Source organism: Aeromonas sp. DSM 116730, assembly GCF_046581335.1.
Lineage (GTDB): Bacteria > Pseudomonadota > Gammaproteobacteria > Enterobacterales > Aeromonadaceae > Aeromonas > Aeromonas rivipollensis.
Window position 1 is genome coordinate 4,122,859 of record NZ_CP144265.1, and the last position, 15,026, is coordinate 4,137,884.

At 62.9% G+C, this 15,026-nt stretch carries 17 protein-coding genes; 10 read left to right on the forward strand and 7 right to left on the reverse strand.

The window, feature by feature from the left end; translation table 11 throughout:
• Positions 1 to 75: 75 nt before the first annotated feature.
• Genes Aeroheme_RS18960 through Aeroheme_RS18970 form a run of 3 tightly spaced genes read right to left on the reverse strand, consistent with a single transcriptional unit; the run spans position 76 to position 1,604 of the window.
• Positions 76 to 534: a DoxX family protein gene (locus Aeroheme_RS18960; RefSeq protein WP_411166373.1), complete on the reverse strand. Its 459-nt coding sequence runs from the start codon at positions 532 to 534 to the stop codon at positions 76 to 78.
• A gap of 18 nt (positions 535 to 552) precedes the next feature.
• Positions 553 to 1,239: a pirin family protein gene (locus tag Aeroheme_RS18965; RefSeq protein WP_025328577.1), complete on the reverse strand. Its 687-nt coding sequence runs from the start codon at positions 1,237 to 1,239 to the stop codon at positions 553 to 555.
• A 32-nt stretch (positions 1,240 to 1,271) separates the two neighbouring features.
• The gene (locus Aeroheme_RS18970; RefSeq protein ID WP_163137926.1) at positions 1,272 to 1,604 is read right to left on the reverse strand and encodes a hypothetical protein; all 333 of its coding nucleotides are present in this window, start codon (positions 1,602 to 1,604) and stop codon (positions 1,272 to 1,274) included.
• A 257-nt stretch (positions 1,605 to 1,861) separates the two neighbouring features.
• Between Aeroheme_RS18970 and Aeroheme_RS18975 the strand changes: the two genes are divergently transcribed.
• Positions 1,862 to 2,776, forward strand: coding sequence for a LysR family transcriptional regulator (locus tag Aeroheme_RS18975; protein ID WP_111911758.1), 915 nt, complete (start codon positions 1,862 to 1,864; stop codon positions 2,774 to 2,776).
• Positions 2,777 to 3,212: 436 nt separating this feature from the next.
• Positions 3,213 to 3,977, forward strand: a complete 765-nt coding sequence (locus Aeroheme_RS18980) for a helix-turn-helix domain-containing protein (RefSeq protein WP_025328580.1) — start codon at positions 3,213 to 3,215, stop codon at positions 3,975 to 3,977.
• A 44-nt stretch (positions 3,978 to 4,021) separates the two neighbouring features.
• On the opposite strand, the gene Aeroheme_RS18985 is transcribed toward Aeroheme_RS18980, so the two are convergent.
• Positions 4,022 to 4,834 carry a UTRA domain-containing protein gene (locus Aeroheme_RS18985; RefSeq protein WP_411166374.1) on the reverse strand — a complete coding sequence of 271 codons (813 nt, stop codon included), beginning with the start codon at positions 4,832 to 4,834 and terminating at the stop codon, positions 4,022 to 4,024.
• A 181-nt stretch (positions 4,835 to 5,015) separates the two neighbouring features.
• Here Aeroheme_RS18985 and Aeroheme_RS18990 point away from each other — a divergent pair, with 181 nt between their 5' ends.
• Genes Aeroheme_RS18990 through Aeroheme_RS19015 form a run of 6 tightly spaced genes read left to right on the forward strand, consistent with a single transcriptional unit; the run spans position 5,016 to position 10,286 of the window.
• Positions 5,016 to 6,062, forward strand: coding sequence for an ABC transporter substrate-binding protein (locus Aeroheme_RS18990; RefSeq protein WP_411166375.1), 1,047 nt, complete (start codon positions 5,016 to 5,018; stop codon positions 6,060 to 6,062).
• A 9-nt stretch (positions 6,063 to 6,071) separates the two neighbouring features.
• Positions 6,072 to 6,905: an alkaline phosphatase family protein gene (locus Aeroheme_RS18995; RefSeq protein ID WP_395949101.1), complete on the forward strand. Its 834-nt coding sequence runs from the start codon at positions 6,072 to 6,074 to the stop codon at positions 6,903 to 6,905.
• Positions 6,905 to 7,804, forward strand: a complete 900-nt coding sequence (locus Aeroheme_RS19000) for an ABC transporter permease (RefSeq protein ID WP_262112359.1) — start codon at positions 6,905 to 6,907, stop codon at positions 7,802 to 7,804. Before Aeroheme_RS18995 ends, Aeroheme_RS19000 begins: the two co-directional genes overlap by 1 nt.
• The gene (locus tag Aeroheme_RS19005; RefSeq protein WP_411166376.1) at positions 7,797 to 8,573 is read left to right on the forward strand and encodes an ABC transporter permease; all 777 of its coding nucleotides are present in this window, start codon (positions 7,797 to 7,799) and stop codon (positions 8,571 to 8,573) included. The genes Aeroheme_RS19000 and Aeroheme_RS19005 overlap by 8 nt, the downstream gene beginning before the upstream one ends.
• A 6-nt stretch (positions 8,574 to 8,579) precedes the next feature.
• Positions 8,580 to 9,587: an ABC transporter ATP-binding protein gene (locus Aeroheme_RS19010; protein ID WP_411166377.1), complete on the forward strand. Its 1,008-nt coding sequence runs from the start codon at positions 8,580 to 8,582 to the stop codon at positions 9,585 to 9,587.
• A gap of 39 nt (positions 9,588 to 9,626) precedes the next feature.
• The gene (locus tag Aeroheme_RS19015; RefSeq protein WP_411166378.1) at positions 9,627 to 10,286 is read left to right on the forward strand and encodes an HAD family hydrolase; all 660 of its coding nucleotides are present in this window, start codon (positions 9,627 to 9,629) and stop codon (positions 10,284 to 10,286) included.
• A gap of 23 nt (positions 10,287 to 10,309) precedes the next feature.
• Here the strand turns inward: Aeroheme_RS19015 and Aeroheme_RS19020 are convergent, their stop codons facing one another.
• Entirely contained in the window at positions 10,310 to 11,920 is a 1,611-nt protein-coding gene (locus Aeroheme_RS19020; RefSeq protein ID WP_411166379.1) for a diguanylate cyclase domain-containing protein, read from the reverse strand.
• 109 nt (positions 11,921 to 12,029) lie between these two features.
• On the opposite strand from Aeroheme_RS19020, the gene Aeroheme_RS19025 reads away from it, so the two are divergent.
• Together Aeroheme_RS19025 and Aeroheme_RS19030 are read left to right on the forward strand one after the other, a co-directional pair.
• Positions 12,030 to 12,473 carry a DUF2214 family protein gene (locus tag Aeroheme_RS19025; protein WP_163149405.1) on the forward strand — a complete coding sequence of 148 codons (444 nt, stop codon included), beginning with the start codon at positions 12,030 to 12,032 and terminating at the stop codon, positions 12,471 to 12,473.
• Between the two features lie 120 nt (positions 12,474 to 12,593).
• Positions 12,594 to 13,505 (forward strand): DMT family transporter, encoded by a 912-nt coding sequence (locus Aeroheme_RS19030; protein ID WP_025328590.1) that lies wholly within the window; start codon positions 12,594 to 12,596, stop codon positions 13,503 to 13,505.
• Between the two features lie 73 nt (positions 13,506 to 13,578).
• On the opposite strand, the gene Aeroheme_RS19035 is transcribed toward Aeroheme_RS19030, so the two are convergent.
• Positions 13,579 to 14,436 carry a GyrI-like domain-containing protein gene (locus Aeroheme_RS19035; protein ID WP_259270039.1) on the reverse strand — a complete coding sequence of 286 codons (858 nt, stop codon included), beginning with the start codon at positions 14,434 to 14,436 and terminating at the stop codon, positions 13,579 to 13,581.
• The gene (locus Aeroheme_RS19040; protein WP_411167265.1) at positions 14,433 to 14,921 is read right to left on the reverse strand and encodes a GNAT family N-acetyltransferase; all 489 of its coding nucleotides are present in this window, start codon (positions 14,919 to 14,921) and stop codon (positions 14,433 to 14,435) included. The genes Aeroheme_RS19035 and Aeroheme_RS19040 overlap by 4 nt, the downstream gene beginning before the upstream one ends.
• Positions 14,922 to 15,026: the final 105 nt, after the last annotated feature.

Below are 15,026 nucleotides of genomic sequence, written 5' to 3' on the forward strand. Positions count from 1 at the left end.
CCCCCTGGCGGGCATAAAAAAGCCGGTGCAACTGCACCGGCCGAAAGGCGTTGGAAAACTTGAACTATCAGGCTGTTACCAGCACTTGCCGAGGCGGGCATCCAGGCTGAAGGCACCAGGACCGGCTGCCGCCAGGGCCAGGAAACCACCGGCCACCGAGAGGTTCTTCATGAACATCAGCATCTGCATCTGTTCGGCAGGCTGGTAGTGGAAGATGAAGGCGGCCATCAGGGTGAAACCGGCCAGCAGCACAGAGAGGCTGCGGGTAAAGAGACCCAGCACTATGGCGAGACCGCCACCCAGCTCCAGCAGGATCACCAGGGGCAGCATGAACCCGGGCACGCCCATAGCTTCCATGTAACCCTGGGTACCGGCATAGCCGCCGATCTTGCCCCAGCCTGCCATCACGAACATCAGCGCCAGCAAAATACGACCCACCAGCAGTGCCACATCTTTCATCTTGTCCATCGTCAGATTCCTTTGATTACCCATCTTGGTAATAACAGTGTAAGTGCTAATTGTTAACTCATTCATTTCGCCGAGATTTATCTATCAGGGCAGATCAAACAGCAGGGCTTCACTCCCCTCTGAGGCGGTGAGCGTCCAGGACGCCTCATCGCGACTGAGCAGGCCGTCGCCGGGTCGGGCAGCCAGACCGTTGCCAGTCAGCTCCCCTGAAATCATATGCAGGTAACCATGACGCCCTTGCAATGCCCATTCGAGGGTTTCCCCTTCGGCAAGCTGCAGTCGCCAGATGCGGGCCTGCTGGCGGATCCTGAAGGATCCCGCCTCCCCATCCGGTGACGCGACCAGCGTCAGCCCGGGCTGGGTGGCTATCTTCTTCTGCTGATAACCCGGGGTAGTGCCGACTTCGTTCGGCTCTATCCAGATCTGCAACAGGGAGAGGGGCTCGGTCTGCGAGGGGTTGTACTCGCTGTGCCGGATGCCGGACCCTGCGCTCATCAGCTGGAAATCCCCCGCCGGGATCTGCTCGGCATGACCGAGGCTGTCCCTGTGCTCTATGGTGCCGCTCAGCACGCAGGTGAGGATCTCCATGTTGGCATGAGGGTGGGTAGCGAAGCCGCCACCCGGCGACACCAGATCCTGGTTGATGACCCGCAGGACGGAGTGCCCCATCCAGTCCGGGTCATAGTAGTGACCGAACGAGAAGCTGTGGCGTGCATCCAGCCAGCCGAAGTTGGCATGACCCCGTTCAGCTGCGGCTCTCAATTTCATCATGGTGTGCTCCTCCAATACCTGTAAACGGTTGATTAACGCTGGCGACCGTCACCCAGACCGAACGGGATGCGGTAGTCGCTGCTTTGATCCCCCAGGCTCACCGTCAGGTTGCCCTGGGTGCGGCTCGGGATCTTGACCTGCTGGGTGCCCATCAGGCTGGCGTGAACCGATGCCAGCAGATCGCCAGACTCATCGCGCACCTCCAGCATGGGGTTGGCCTTGCCAGCCATGGCGGCAGTCGCGTTCCAGTTCACAAACAGCACGCCAGGAGCGGCATTGATGTCGCCCGGTACGGCAGCCTGGGCGAAACCTGCGGTCATCAGGCCTGCAACGGCCAGCATCTTGATTAGGTTTTTCATGTTCATTCACTCTCTTGGTTTTTATGTCATTGCCAAGGCCGTTTCGGCCCGAATCAATGCATCCATGCAAGAGGTTATTCAAATAGTGTGTTGTTCTTTCACCTACAGCAGACATCGTTCTGTGTGATGTCTCAGCCTGGAACTACCTTTTATTTGGCCGCCTGGCCTTCCTGCCTAAGCGTTGATTGAATATTAAAGTCACTTGCCCTAAGTTGTTAGCGAGATAATCTGGCAAACATGTTCAAAATAATTGAAGGTTAGATATGGCCAAGGAATCGAACAAGGAACGGGCGCTGACCCTGGAGGCGATCCGGGTGCTGGACGCCATAGACCGCCGTGGCAGCTTCGCGGCGGCCGCCGACGAGCTGGGCAAGGTGCCCTCGGCACTGAGCTACACGGTGCAGAAGCTGGAAGACGAGCTGGACGCCATGCTGTTTGATCGCAGCGGCCACAGAACCAAGTTCACCCCGGCCGGGCGCATGCTGCTGGAGCAGGGTCGCCTGCTGCTGGAGGCTGCCGAGCACCTGGTGGGGGAGACCCGGGCCCTGGCTCGGGGCTGGGAGACAGACATCACCATAGCCGTGGATGCCCTGGTGCCGCTGCAGGCGCTCTACCCTCTGGTGGAACGGCTGGCCGAACAGACGGATACCCGGCTGCGACTGCGGGCCGAGGTGCTGGCGGGCAGTTGGGAGTGCCTGGAAGATGGCCGGGCGGATCTGCTCATCTCCTCCCTCAACCCCGACATCATGATGACGGGCATCAAGCATCAGCCCTTGCAGGAGGAGGTGATGCTCTATGTCGCTCACCCGGATCACCCCCTGCACCTGGAGCCCGAGCCCCTGGCGGACGAGACCCTGCGCCGCTACCGCGCCATCGCCATCGCCGACACGGCGCGGCGCAAGCCTGCCCTCACCTATCGCCTGCTGGACAAGCAGCCGCGCCTGACCGTCAGCACCATGGGAGAGAAGCGCGATGCCCTGCTGGCGGGCATTGGCGTCGGCACCATGCCCCTGAGCTGGATAGAAGAAGACATCAAGGCGGGACGCCTCAAGGTGATAGGCCCCGAGTATCGCCATCAGGTGCAGGTCGTGCTGGCGTGGCGCAGGGATACCATGGGCAAGGCCAAGAGCTGGCTGGTACGGGAGATCCCCAAGCTGTTCCCCTGCAAGGGGGATTAACCCCTAGGGAGGGCGGCGCAGGAGGTGCCAAAAAATGCGCCCCTTCCTTGACGGCGGGCTCAGATTCGGAGAAAAGAAAAAAAGCGGACCTCTTGCGAGTTCCGCTCAATGCCAGGAAAGAATAAAACCTTGCGGTTAAAAAAACCCTTAAATTGGAAGCAAACAATCGTTTTCTCAACCAGGAAGGTATTGAATCCGATTCGTGTTGGATTATGTGCGATGTAATATGCATCACCAGCAAAATGTTGAAAGGTTGAAGGATATGCACCATCGAGTGTCATTATCTGCCACCTTGCACCATGACTGGTCAGGCCATTCCAGCCGTTATCACCGGACGTATCTCCTCTGGTTTTTCTAGGTGTCAAAAATTGAGCCCGATACAGACAAATCACTCACTTTCTGACACGACTAAAAATGCAGATAAAGGAATAGTTGCATGACCTACAGCCAGACCCTGGCCAACCACATTCTCGACACCCTGAAGAAGACCCTGACCGACAAGGGGATCCGCTATCAGACTCTGGCGGAAGCCATGGGGGTCTCCATCGCCACCATCAAGCGGATGATGAACAAGCCCTCACTGCCGTTCGATACCCTGCTGGAGATCTGCCACCTGGTGGGGCTCTCGTTCGAGGAATTGCTGGATCGCACCCAGGACGCCCAGAGCCGCCGTGCCGTCTTCACCCAGGAGCAGGACGAGGCGTTTCACAAGGAGCCGGGGCTCTACGCCTTTCTCGCCAACATCTTCTGGCGCGACAAGACACTGATCGATCTCAAGCGGGAATACGGCCTGACCGACGCCTCCTGCTACCTCTATCTGCGCAAGCTGGAGAAACTCGGCATATTGCAGCTCGGTATCGACAACAGCTACCACTTCCTCATCAGCGAGCGGATCAGCTTCGAGCAGCACAGTCGCTTCGCCCGCCAGCAGGCACGGCAGGCCATGTCGGTGCTGGGGGACTATCTGGTGGAGAACATGCACAAGTCCAACAACTACATGGCGCTCTGCCAGCTCCACCTGGACGAGAGCGAGGCCATGGCCCTCATCGATCGCATGAAGGAGTACTGGCATCAGGAGCTCAAGCTCAACCGCCCCGCCATCGGCCAGCGGGAGGGCAGCAAGACCTACACAATGTCGCTGCAACTGGCGGACTGCGGCTACCAGAGCTTCGACGATCTGATCCCCAATATCGACAACTGATCCCGGCGGATCCTGCGGGATCCGCCATGCTGGCTGTCTGCTACCTAATCAGCAAGCTGGACTCGCTGCGGCTTGCCGACAACAGGTTGCAGCGCTCTGGTATCGAGACAGATGCGAATGGCATCCGGCCGCCAGTGCTCTATATCGCAATCCACCAGCCCGCCCCGTTCGTCGTAGTTGACCCGTACCAGCCGCAGCACCGCGCTCCCCTCCGCCAGATTGAGGGCACGGGCGATGGCGCCCCGGGCCGCCGAGGGGGTGATCTCGAGGCTGGCCCCGCCCTGGCCTATGCCATAGCGCTGTTGATAGAGCTCGGTGAGGGAGCTCGCCAGGGGCGCGCTGGCGATATCGGGAAAGCGGCTCGCCAGCAGATGGTGGCTGACGTGGAGCACAGGGCGGCCGTCGATAAGGCGCTGGCGACGGATTTCATAGAGCGGGGTGAAGGGCGCCAGCCCCATCCAGTGGCACAGTTCGCTGCTGGCAAGCGCACTGCCGTGTGCCAGCACCCGGGTTTCGGCCACGCGCTGCTGCTCGCCTATCCACTGGTGAAAGTGGGTGTGGATGGCGGGATCGTAGGTGAGGCGGGGCGGCGCCACGAACCAGCCGCGCCGCTCGGCCCGGTAGATAAGGCCGTCTGCTTCGAGGCTGGAGAGCGCCTCCTTGATGGTGATGCGGGTGGTGGCGAAGCGCTCGCTCAGGGCCCGCTCGGCGGGCAGCTGCTGCCCGGCCCCCAATTGGCCGCTGCCGATATAGCGGCGCAGGGTCTGGCAAATCTGCTCGCACTTGGAGGGGCTGCGGCCATCGGCCAGCCCCTGTTCCCTCAATCGCTCTGTCACTGTCACGTCCCTGTCGGTCATTCCGGTTTGCGCCCCTGGAGTAGACCAGCGGCTGTCGGCCCCGAGTTGTAACCCCTGCTGATGACAGCGCCATGACAGGGTGATTGTCACGAAAACGCCATCAAAGCGCCCCGCCACCGTCATATTTCCCCTCTAGCATCCCTCTCGAACCTTAACTGACCTAGTCCAGAGGGATGGGATGATGAAAAGCGTGATCGCAAGTGCACTGGCCCTGGTGGCCATCAGTCAACCGCTGTTTGCCGCCGAAAATATCGCGGATCTCGAAAAGGCCGCCCGCGGTGAAGGCCAGCTTCACAGCATCGGCATGCCCGACAGCTGGGCCAACTGGAAGGATACCTGGCAGCAGCTCGGCAGCATCTACGGCATCAAGCATCAGGATACCGACATGAGCTCGGCCCAGGAGATCGCCAAGTTCGCCGCCGAGAAGGCCAATGCCACCGCCGATATCGGTGACGTGGGCGGCGCCTTCGGCCCGGTGGCGGTCAAACAGGGGGTCACCCAGCCCTACAAACCCTCCACCTGGGCCGACATTCCGAACTGGGCCAAGGATGCGGACGGTCACTGGATGCTGGCCTATACCGGCACCATCGCCTTCCTGATCAACAAGGATCTGGTCAAGGCCGCCCCCACCAGCTGGCAATCCTTGCTGGGCGGCGACTACAAGGTGACCCTGGGCGACGTGGGCGTGGCCTCCCAGGCCAACAACGGCGTGCTGGCGGCGGCCTATGCCACCGGCGGCAGCGAGAAGAACCTCAAGCCTGCATTGGAGCTGTTCGGCCAGCTGGCCAAGCAGGGTCGCCTCTCCCTGAACGACCCGACCATAGCCAACATCGAGAAGGGCGAAGTGGAAGTGGGGGTCCTGTGGGACTTCAACGCCCTGAACTACCGCGACCAGATCGACCCCAAGAAGTTTGAGGTGGTGATCCCGAGCGACGGCTCCGTCATCGCCGGTTACACCACCATCATCAACAAGTGGGCCAAGAACCCCAACGCCGCCAAGCTGGCGCGGGAATACATCCTCTCCGATGCCGGTCAAATCAACCTGGCCCGTGGCTACGCCCGCCCCATCCGCAGCAATGTGACCCTGCCGGATGACGTCAAGGCCAAGCTGCTGCCGGCCGAGCAGTATGCCAATGCCAAGCCGGTGCAGGATCATGCAGCCTGGGAGCAGAGCTCCAAGGCCCTGCCGCGCCAGTGGCAAGAAACCGTCATGATCAACATGCAGTAAGGAAATCCAGTGCAACACAAGGTGATAGTGGTACTTGTGGATGGTCTGGCAGCCGAGGTAGCCCATTGCATGGGCTACCTTTTTGGCATGGTGGAGGCGGGGCGAGGTCTGCATACGACCCTGAGCTGCGCCCTGCCCTCCCTCTCCCGGCCCCTCTACGAGTGCATCCTGACCGGCGTGCCGCCGGTGGCGAGCGGCATCACCCACAACGGGGTGACGCGCCTCAGCCAACACGACTCCATCTTCCATCTGGCCCGCGCGGCAGGCAAAGGCACCGCAGCCGCGGCCTATTACTGGGTGAGCGAACTCTACAACCGCAGCCCCTGGCTGGCGGCCCGGGATCGCTATACCCATGACGAGCAGTTGCCGATCCAGCACGGCTGCTTCTACTGGGATGACAACTACCCCGACAGCCATCTGCTGATGGATGGGGAGTGGCTCAGAACCCAACATGATCCCGACTTTCTGCTGATCCACCCCATGGGGGTGGACGATGCGGGCCACAAGTTTGGCCTCGATTCCCGCCAGTACCGTAACCAGGCGCGCCGCATGGACAGCCTGCTGGCCGATCTGCTGCCCCTGTGGCTGGCAGAGGGGTATCAGGTGGTGATCACCTCGGATCACGGCATGAACGCAGATCTCAGCCACGGTGGCACCCTGGCCGAGGAGCGCGCCGTGCCGCTCTGGCTGTTTGGCGATGCCTTCGTCGAGCACTGGCCGGATGGGGTGGTGATCGCCCAGACCCAGCTCTGCGCCCTGATGGCCGACCTGCTGGGCATTCCCCACGACAAGCCGGTGGCTCCCCCGCTGCTCAAGGCGGCCTTTATGCGAGAGGTGCACTGATGATGCCTGCAACCACCGAGATCCTGCTGGATCAACCCGTGGCCACCAAGCACAAGGCGCGCCGCCACTGGCTGCCCGCCCTGGTGCTGCTGCCCTTTATCCTCTTGATGATACTGTTCCAGCTCGCCCCCATGGTGTGGGTGCTGGTGGGGAGTTTCCAGACCCCCGATGGCTGGGGCTTCGACTACTATCGGGAGATTTTGAGCTCCCCCTTCTACCTGCAATCCTTCGCCAACTCATTGCGCATCGCCGGTGTCGCCAGTCTGGCGGGGCTCGCCATCGGCACGCTCGGGGCGGCGGCGCTGCGCCACAGCGGTGAGCGGGTCAAACGGCTGCTGCTGGCCTTTGTCACCATGACAGGCAACTTCAGCGGGGTGCCGCTGGCGTTCGCCTTCATCATCATTCTCGGCATCAACGGTGCCGTCACCCTGTTGCTGAAATCCTGGGGTCTCATCGACGGCTTCAACCTCTACTCGGGGTCGGGCCTGATCCTCATCTACACCTATTTCCAGATCCCCCTCGCTCTGCTGCTGCTCTACCCGGCCTTCGATGCCCTGCAGGATGAGTGGCCGCAGGCGGCCGCGCTGCTCGGCGCCAGCAAGGGCCAGTATGTGTGGCATGTGGCGCTGCCGGTGCTGACGCCTGCGCTGCTCGGCACCCTGATCATCCTGTTTGCCAACGCTGTGGGGGCCTATGCCTCCGCCTATGCCCTCACCACAGGCAACTTCAACCTGGTGACCATACGGGTGGCCAGTCTGGTCTCCGGCGACATCTTCCTCGAGCCCAATATGGCGGCGGCGCTGGCGGTGATCCTGATGGTGCTGCTGGGGGTGGTGACGGCCGCCAACCAGTGGCTGCTGAAAAAGAGCTATGTGAACAGGGGGCAATCCCATGCATGATTTGACGCCGCGCTGGCCCAAGTGGGTGTTGGGTGGGCTGGTCGCCACCCTGCTGCTGCCGCTGCTGGCTACCTTTCTCTACTCCATATCCACCCGCTGGGGGGCGACCCTGCTGCCGGACGGCTTCACCCTCGACTGGTATCTCAAGCTGTGGGGTGACCCGCGCTTTCTGGCGGCCTTTGGCCGCAGCCTCCTGGTCTGCTTCGCCACCCTGCTGCTAGGGACCCTGGTGCTGGTGCCAACCGTGCTGGTGGTGGCCTATTACTTCCCCAGGCTGGATCCCTGGATGAACCTGCTGATCCTGCTCCCCTTCGCGGTGCCGCCTGTGGTCTCGTCGGTGGGGCTGTTGCAGATCTACGCCGACGGCCCGCTGCCCATAGTCGGCACGCCCTGGATCCTGATCGGCACCTGGTTCACCGTGGTGTTGCCCTTCATGTACCGGGCGCTGGCCAACAGCCTGCAAGGGGTACCGCTCAGGGATCTGATGGATGCCGCCCACCTGCTGGGGGCGAGTAGTCGCCGCGCCTTCCTGCTGGTGGTGATCCCCTGCCTGCGCAAGGGGCTGCTGGCGGCGTTGTTTCTCTCCCTCTCCTTCCTGCTCGGGGAGTTCGTGTTCGCCAACATGCTGGTGGGCACCCGCTACGAGACCCTGCAGGTCTATCTCTACAACATGCGCGCCACCTCGGGCCACTTCACCAGCGCGCTGGTGATGAGCTACTTCCTGCTGACCCTGCTGCTCACCTGGGCGGCCAACAGATTTCATCGGTGATCCAAGATGTTTCATTTAGAAGTCAATCAGTTGCATAAATCCTACGGCGATACTCCTGTGTTCGAGGGGATAGAATTCGGCATCCGCAAGGGGGAGCTGGTGACCCTGCTCGGCCCCTCCGGCTGTGGCAAGTCCACCCTGCTGCGGGCGCTGGCCGGACTCACTCCGGTGGATGGCGGTCAGGTGCGAGTGGCCGGTGAAGACATTACCTGGCAGGCGCCCCAGAAGCGGGGCATCGGCATGGTGTTCCAGAGCTATGCGCTCTTCCCCAACATGACGGTGTGGGACAACGTCGCCTTCGGCCTCAAGATGAAACCCCAGCCGGGGCGGGAGCTCTCGGCCAGCGTGCAGGAGGCGCTGGCGCTGGTGGAGCTGACCGGCTTCGAGCGCCGTTATCCGGGGGAGCTCTCCGGCGGCCAGCGCCAGCGGGTGGCGCTGGCCCGCGCCCTGGTGGTACGGCCAAGGATCCTGCTGCTGGACGAGCCGCTCTCGGCGCTGGATGCCCGTATCCGCCGCAGCCTGCGCCAGCAGATCCGCGAGATCCAGCAGCGCCTCGAACTCACTACCATCTTCGTGACCCACGATCAGGAGGAGGCGCTCACCCTGTCGGATCGGATCTTCCTGATGAACAAGGGAGCCATAGTGCAGAGCGGCACGCCAGAGCAGATCTACACCAGACCCGCCAGCGAGTTTGTGGCGGGCTTTATCGGCAACTACAACCTGCTCGGCGCCGAGCAGGGCAAGTCGCTGTTCGGCCCCCGTTTTCAGGGCAAGCTGGCGCTGCGGCCGGAGTCCATCACCCTGCTGCCCGCCGGGGCGACCAGCGGCGAGCCCAGCCTGCCCGGCATCGTTCGCCAGCAACAGCTGCTCGGCAACGTCATCCGCTATCAGGTGGAGTGCGAGGCGGGGCTGTTGACGGTGGATTGCCTCAACCGCTCGGCTGGCGATCTGCTGGCTGTGGGGAGCGCCGTGACCCTGGCGGTGGCCCGGGATCAGCTGTGTGAGGTAGCATGACGCCTAGTTTCATTTTCGTTGTTACCGCAAGGAGCCCTCATGGCACTGGCACTGTTTGATCTGGACGAGACCCTGATTGCCGGGGATTCCGCCAGCCTCTGGCTGGAGTACATGGTGGCCGAGCAGCTGGCCCCGGCGGGCATGGTGGCCGAGGAGCAGGGGATGATGTCCCTCTACCATCAGGGCAAGATGGACATGCATCAATACATGGCCTTCACCCTGCAGCCCCTGGCGGGCAAGTCGCGCCAATGGCTCAACCAGCAGTGCCACCACTTTGCCGAGCAGGTGCTGCGCGAGCGCCTCTACCCCGAGGGGTTGGCGCGCATCGAGTGGCATAGGGAGCGGGGCGACGAGCTGGTGCTGATCTCCGCCTCCGGCGAGCATCTGGTGGCTCCCATGGCAAAGATGCTGGGGATGGATCACTGCGTCGCCATACTGCTCGACGAGGAAGAGGGGATGCTGACCGGCCAGACCCGCGGCACCCTCAGCTTTCGCGAAGGCAAGGTGACCCGCATCAACCAGCTGTTTGCCGGACGGGACAACCTCTGGCAGGGGAGTTTCGGCTACAGCGACTCCCACAACGATCTGCCCATGCTGAGGGCGGTGACTCATCCCCACGGGGTCAATCCGGCCCCTGCCCTGCGCCAGTGCGCCTCGGAGCTGGGCTGGCCCCTGTGGGAGTGGCACTTGCTCCCTTGAGCCGCTGAATGAAGAAGAGGCCCTCAGGCCTCTTCTTTGCGCAGCACCCCATCGTCTGCCGGCGGCACCTCGTGCTGCGCCAAGGGGGCGACTCCCCCCAGATAGATGCGGTTCTTGCCATCCCGCTTGGCGCGATAGACTTCTGCATCGACGATATCGAGCAACCCCTTGGCATCCAGACCAGGGACGCTCGCCACCAGACCGCCGCTGAAGGTGATCCCGAGACCGGGTTCACGCCAGTCCAGGGATGCGACCCCTATCCTGTACTGCTCCAGCAGCATCTGGCAGAAGTGGATATCCGGGTTGGCCAGCAACACCACCAGCTCCTCGCCCCCGTAGCGGCAGACCCAGCCGTGATCCTCCAGCAGCTGGTTGCCCAGCTTGGCCACCCGCTTGAGCACCACATCCCCGGTCTGGTGACCATAGTTGTCGTTGACCAGCTTGAAGCCATCCAGATCGATCATGGCCAGACAGAAGGCGTGCTGTTCCAGCAGCAGCCGGTTCAGGCGTTCGTCGAAGAAGCGGCGGTTGTAGAGGCCGGTCAACTTGTCCAGGTTAGCGTGCTGGCGCGCCTCGTGGTAATCCTTGCTCACCTCCGCCAGCTCGGCATAGACGTGCCTGAGTTCGTGCATTCCCCCCTGGGGTACCCCATCGGGTGGCATCCTGCTGGCGCGGATCATGGTGGAGATCTCGTCCAGCATCCGCCTGAAGTAACGGGACCAGACCAGGGCCAGCAGCGCATAGAGCACGCTGGCCAGCACCACAACCCCGAGCACGTTGAGGGAGGCCCGCGCCACCACGGCCTGGATGCTCGACGCCGGCAGCACGCTGATCAGCACCCAGTTGCGCTCGGGCAGGCGGCTGTAGGCCACAAACTGCCGGGAATCCTGATCCAGGAAGATGCCATCCTCCTGGCTGAAGCGGGAGAGCCAGCTCGGGTGGGCCATGGGCTTGAGCAGTTGGGACGGGTCAGGGTGGGCCAGCACCTTGCCGGACTGATTGACGATCATCTGGTAACCGTCGCCCAGGTGCCGGTTCAGCTGGGCGGAGAAGGGGGCCAGCACGGCATCCACCGCGAACACCCCGCGCACCTTGCCCTCCTTGTCGGTGATGGCCCGCGCGAGCGCGATGACCAGGTTGCCGTTGGTGTAGTCGTAATAGGGCTCGGTCCAGACCATCTTGCCCAGATGCTGGCTGGCCAGCTGATACCAGGGGCGCGTCCTGGGATCGAAGCCCGCATCCGCCTGCCATTCGGGGTAGATCAACATCTGGCGCTCGGCGGTGCCGACATAGATGTAGATGAGGTCTGCCATGACCCCCTTGTAGAGGCGCCACTCCTTGAGGTAGGACTCGGCATTGTTCAGTCGGGGGCCGCTGATGTCGTCCACCTTCACCTGGTCGTAGATGAGGGTGAACTGGCGTTCCATTTCGTGCAGATAGGGTTCGATGAAGACGTGACGCAACTGGTGGTTGGTGGCGAGCAGGCGCTGTTGCAACTCTTGTTGCAGGCTGCGCTCCATGTGCAGGTAGTAGATACCCCCCAGCATTAGCACCGGGATGAACAACAGCAACAGGCCCAGACGCATCCGGGCAACCAGGGACCAGGTCTTTTTGGAGACTGCTCGTTTATCCAACCCTGACTCCTGCTATCCCCCGACGTCGTGTAGTGTCAGAATATCAGCCCCGCTCTATGGCGTCCAAAGGGAAGCTTGCCATGTGGCCAACGAGAAGGAACTGGCTCGGATGTTGAACCCGGAACTGCTGACAGCGCTCCATTATTGCGCCGTGATCACCCTGACCGGCGCCATCACCTCGGAGTACTTTCTGTTCCGGCGCGGCATGTCCATCGAACAGGTACGCAAGCTGCTGCTGGCGGACAGCCTGGCGGCGCTGGCGCTGCTGCTCATCTTCATCACAGGCGTGCTCATGGTGCTCGCCCACCCGCTGCAACCGGCGGCCCTGCTGGCCAATCCCGGCTATCGCACCAAGCTGCTGCTGTTCTTCGCCATGGCCCTCAGCTTCGGCTACCCCAGTCGGCTGTTCCATCACTGGCGCCGCTCCCTGCGTCAGGGACGCGCCCCCATAGTCTCCATCCAGCAGCAGTTCTGGGTGATCTGGATCCTCAGGGGCAACCTGCTGATGCTCGCCCTGCTGCCCCTGCTCGCCAGGCTGGCAAGCGGCTGGTAGCGTCCCCGGGCTGGCCCCCATCTGATTGCAAATCACCGGCGACAACCCCCCCCGCAGACGGGTATCGTACTGACAGGGGCCCGAGTGCCCCTGTCACTGCTCTCTCAGGGATGAATCCGTATGCGTTCAAACATGATGTTATTGATGGCCGCCGCCATCTGGGGGTTGGGCTTCGTCGCCCAGCGCCTGGGGATGGATCACATGGGGCCCTTCACCTTCAACGGCCTGCGCTTCCTGCTCGGTGCCGCCTCCCTGCTGCCGCTGCTGTGGTGGCTCAAGTCGCGCCAGCCCAGGCCACAAGCCGGATCACCCGCAGGCGATCGCCGCCTGCTGCTGGTCGGGGGCCTGATCGCCGGGGGCGTGCTGTTCAGCGCCGCCTCCCTGCAACAGGTGGGGCTGCTCTACACCACGGCCGCCAAGGCGGGCTTCATCACGGGTCTCTACATCATACTGGTGCCCGTCATCGGCCTGGCCCTGCGCCACAAGACAGGGGCCAACACCTGGATTGGTGCCCTCATCGCCATGGCCGGGCTCTACTACCTCAGCGTGACCGAGGAGTTCACCATAGGCTACGGTGATCTGCTGCAGGTGATCGGCGCCCTGTTCTGGGCCATTCACCTGCTGGTGCTGGATCACTACTCGAACCGGGTCGCCCCCATACGGTTGGCGGGGGTGCAGTTCGTGGTGTGCGGCCTGCTCAGTCTTGGCACTGCCTTTGTCATCGAAACCCCGACCCTCGGCGGCGCCGTGGCGGGCTGGCAGGCCCTGCTCTACGCGGGGCTGGTCTCGGTCGGCATCGGCTACACCCTGCAGGTGGTGGGTCAGCGCGGTGCCCATCCGGCCCACGCCGCCATCATCTTGAGCCTGGAGACAGTGTTCGCCGCCATCGGCGGTGTGCTGCTGCTGGGGGAGCATCTGGACGAGCGGGCCATAGTGGGCTGCGCCCTGATGCTGGCTGGCATGCTGATCTCCCAGATCCGCCTGAGATGGTGGTGGAAGTCCCGCCGGGACAAGGTGCCCAGCCAGCCCTGATGTAGGCATGGCGACATCACCCACCCCCAATAAAACGAGGCGCCTATGGGCGCCTCGTTTTATTGCCGCAGCGTTATCGCACGCTGGAGCAGAAGCTGACATCGTCCTGCAGGGGATCATTGCTCACGCTGTGATAGAGCTCGAAACAGGGGCCGCTGCCAAACTCCAGCCCGGCGGACACTATGTCGCCTATGTGCTCCTGCCAGCGCGGCCCGTACTGGTTGCGATCCGTGATGAGGTAGCGGGACTGGGCGTAGCGCCCGGCGGGGATGAGCTGGGTTTCCACCTCCCCCGTCCCCTGGGTCCCCACCGGCACCGTGACACCTATGTCGGTGCGACACTGGGCCGGCGGCGTCACTTGCGGGTTGTCATGGTAGATGAAGATCCACTCCCCCCCTTCCAGAGCGCGGGGCGCGGCCCACTGGTGCAGGCGGTTGCAGACGGCGTCATAGCCTTCGCCATAGGGGCCTGTGACCCGGATATAGGCCAGGGTGCGGGCATCCATCTCGACGGTTTTCATGGTGTTGCTCCTTGCTGATGAGTGGCCTTCAGCATAAGGGAGGGGGTCGTTCCATGCGTGTCCATCCTTGCGCTCATGGTGTCCGTTCTTGCCCTTGTCACGGCGAAACTCCCCCGGGGTGCAGCCATAGTGACGGCGAAACGCCTTGGCAAAGGCCTGGGAGCTGGCGAGCCCCGCCCCCAGGGCGATGGCGGTGACGCTGGCGTCTGTGTAGCAGAGCTGCCAGGCCGCCCGCTGCATCCGCAGCCGCCGGCACATCTCCCCCGGCGCCTCCCCCACCACGGCGGTGAACACCCGATGGAAGTGGTAGAGGGAGAGGCAGGCGCGGCTCGCCAGCTCCTCGATGGAGAGATCCGGCTCCTGCTCCAGCGCCCGCAGCACGGGAGTCAGGCGCTCGCGATAGTCGATCATGACAGACGGACCCGCCCCATATGCAGGGCATCGACGAAGCGCCCTTCACGAAACGCATAGGCGGGTGAGCAACCTTCCTGCTCGAAGCCGAACTTGCGGTAGAGCGCGATAGCGGCCGCGTTGTCGCTGTAGACCGTCAGCTCGAGCCGCTGCAGGTTGAGCCAGTTGTCCGCCAGATCCACCGCCGCCCCCAGCAGGGCCGAGCCCACCCCGCGGCCGGCCCAGTCATCCCGTACCCCCATGCCGATGCCAGCCACATGGCGACGACGTGGATTCGGCTCGATCGAGAGCCCGAGATTACCCACCAGCAGGCCGTCCACGAGCGCCACCAGACCATGACCGCTGTACTCGGCGAGGCGCTGCTGCCACATGGCCAGGGTCGGATAGGGCATCTGCAGGGTGCCTGCCTGAGCCTTTGGCATGGCATAGAGATCCCGCAGCCCCTGGGCATCTCCGGCCTCCGCCTGACGAATCCTGATATCAATCATCCCCTCTCCTCCCTGATGCGTGAACGTCCGTCCAAAATAGCGCCCTTTGTGTCCGTAGCCAACTCCATTAGGACTACCTATCAAACACTTAGAGATGACCAA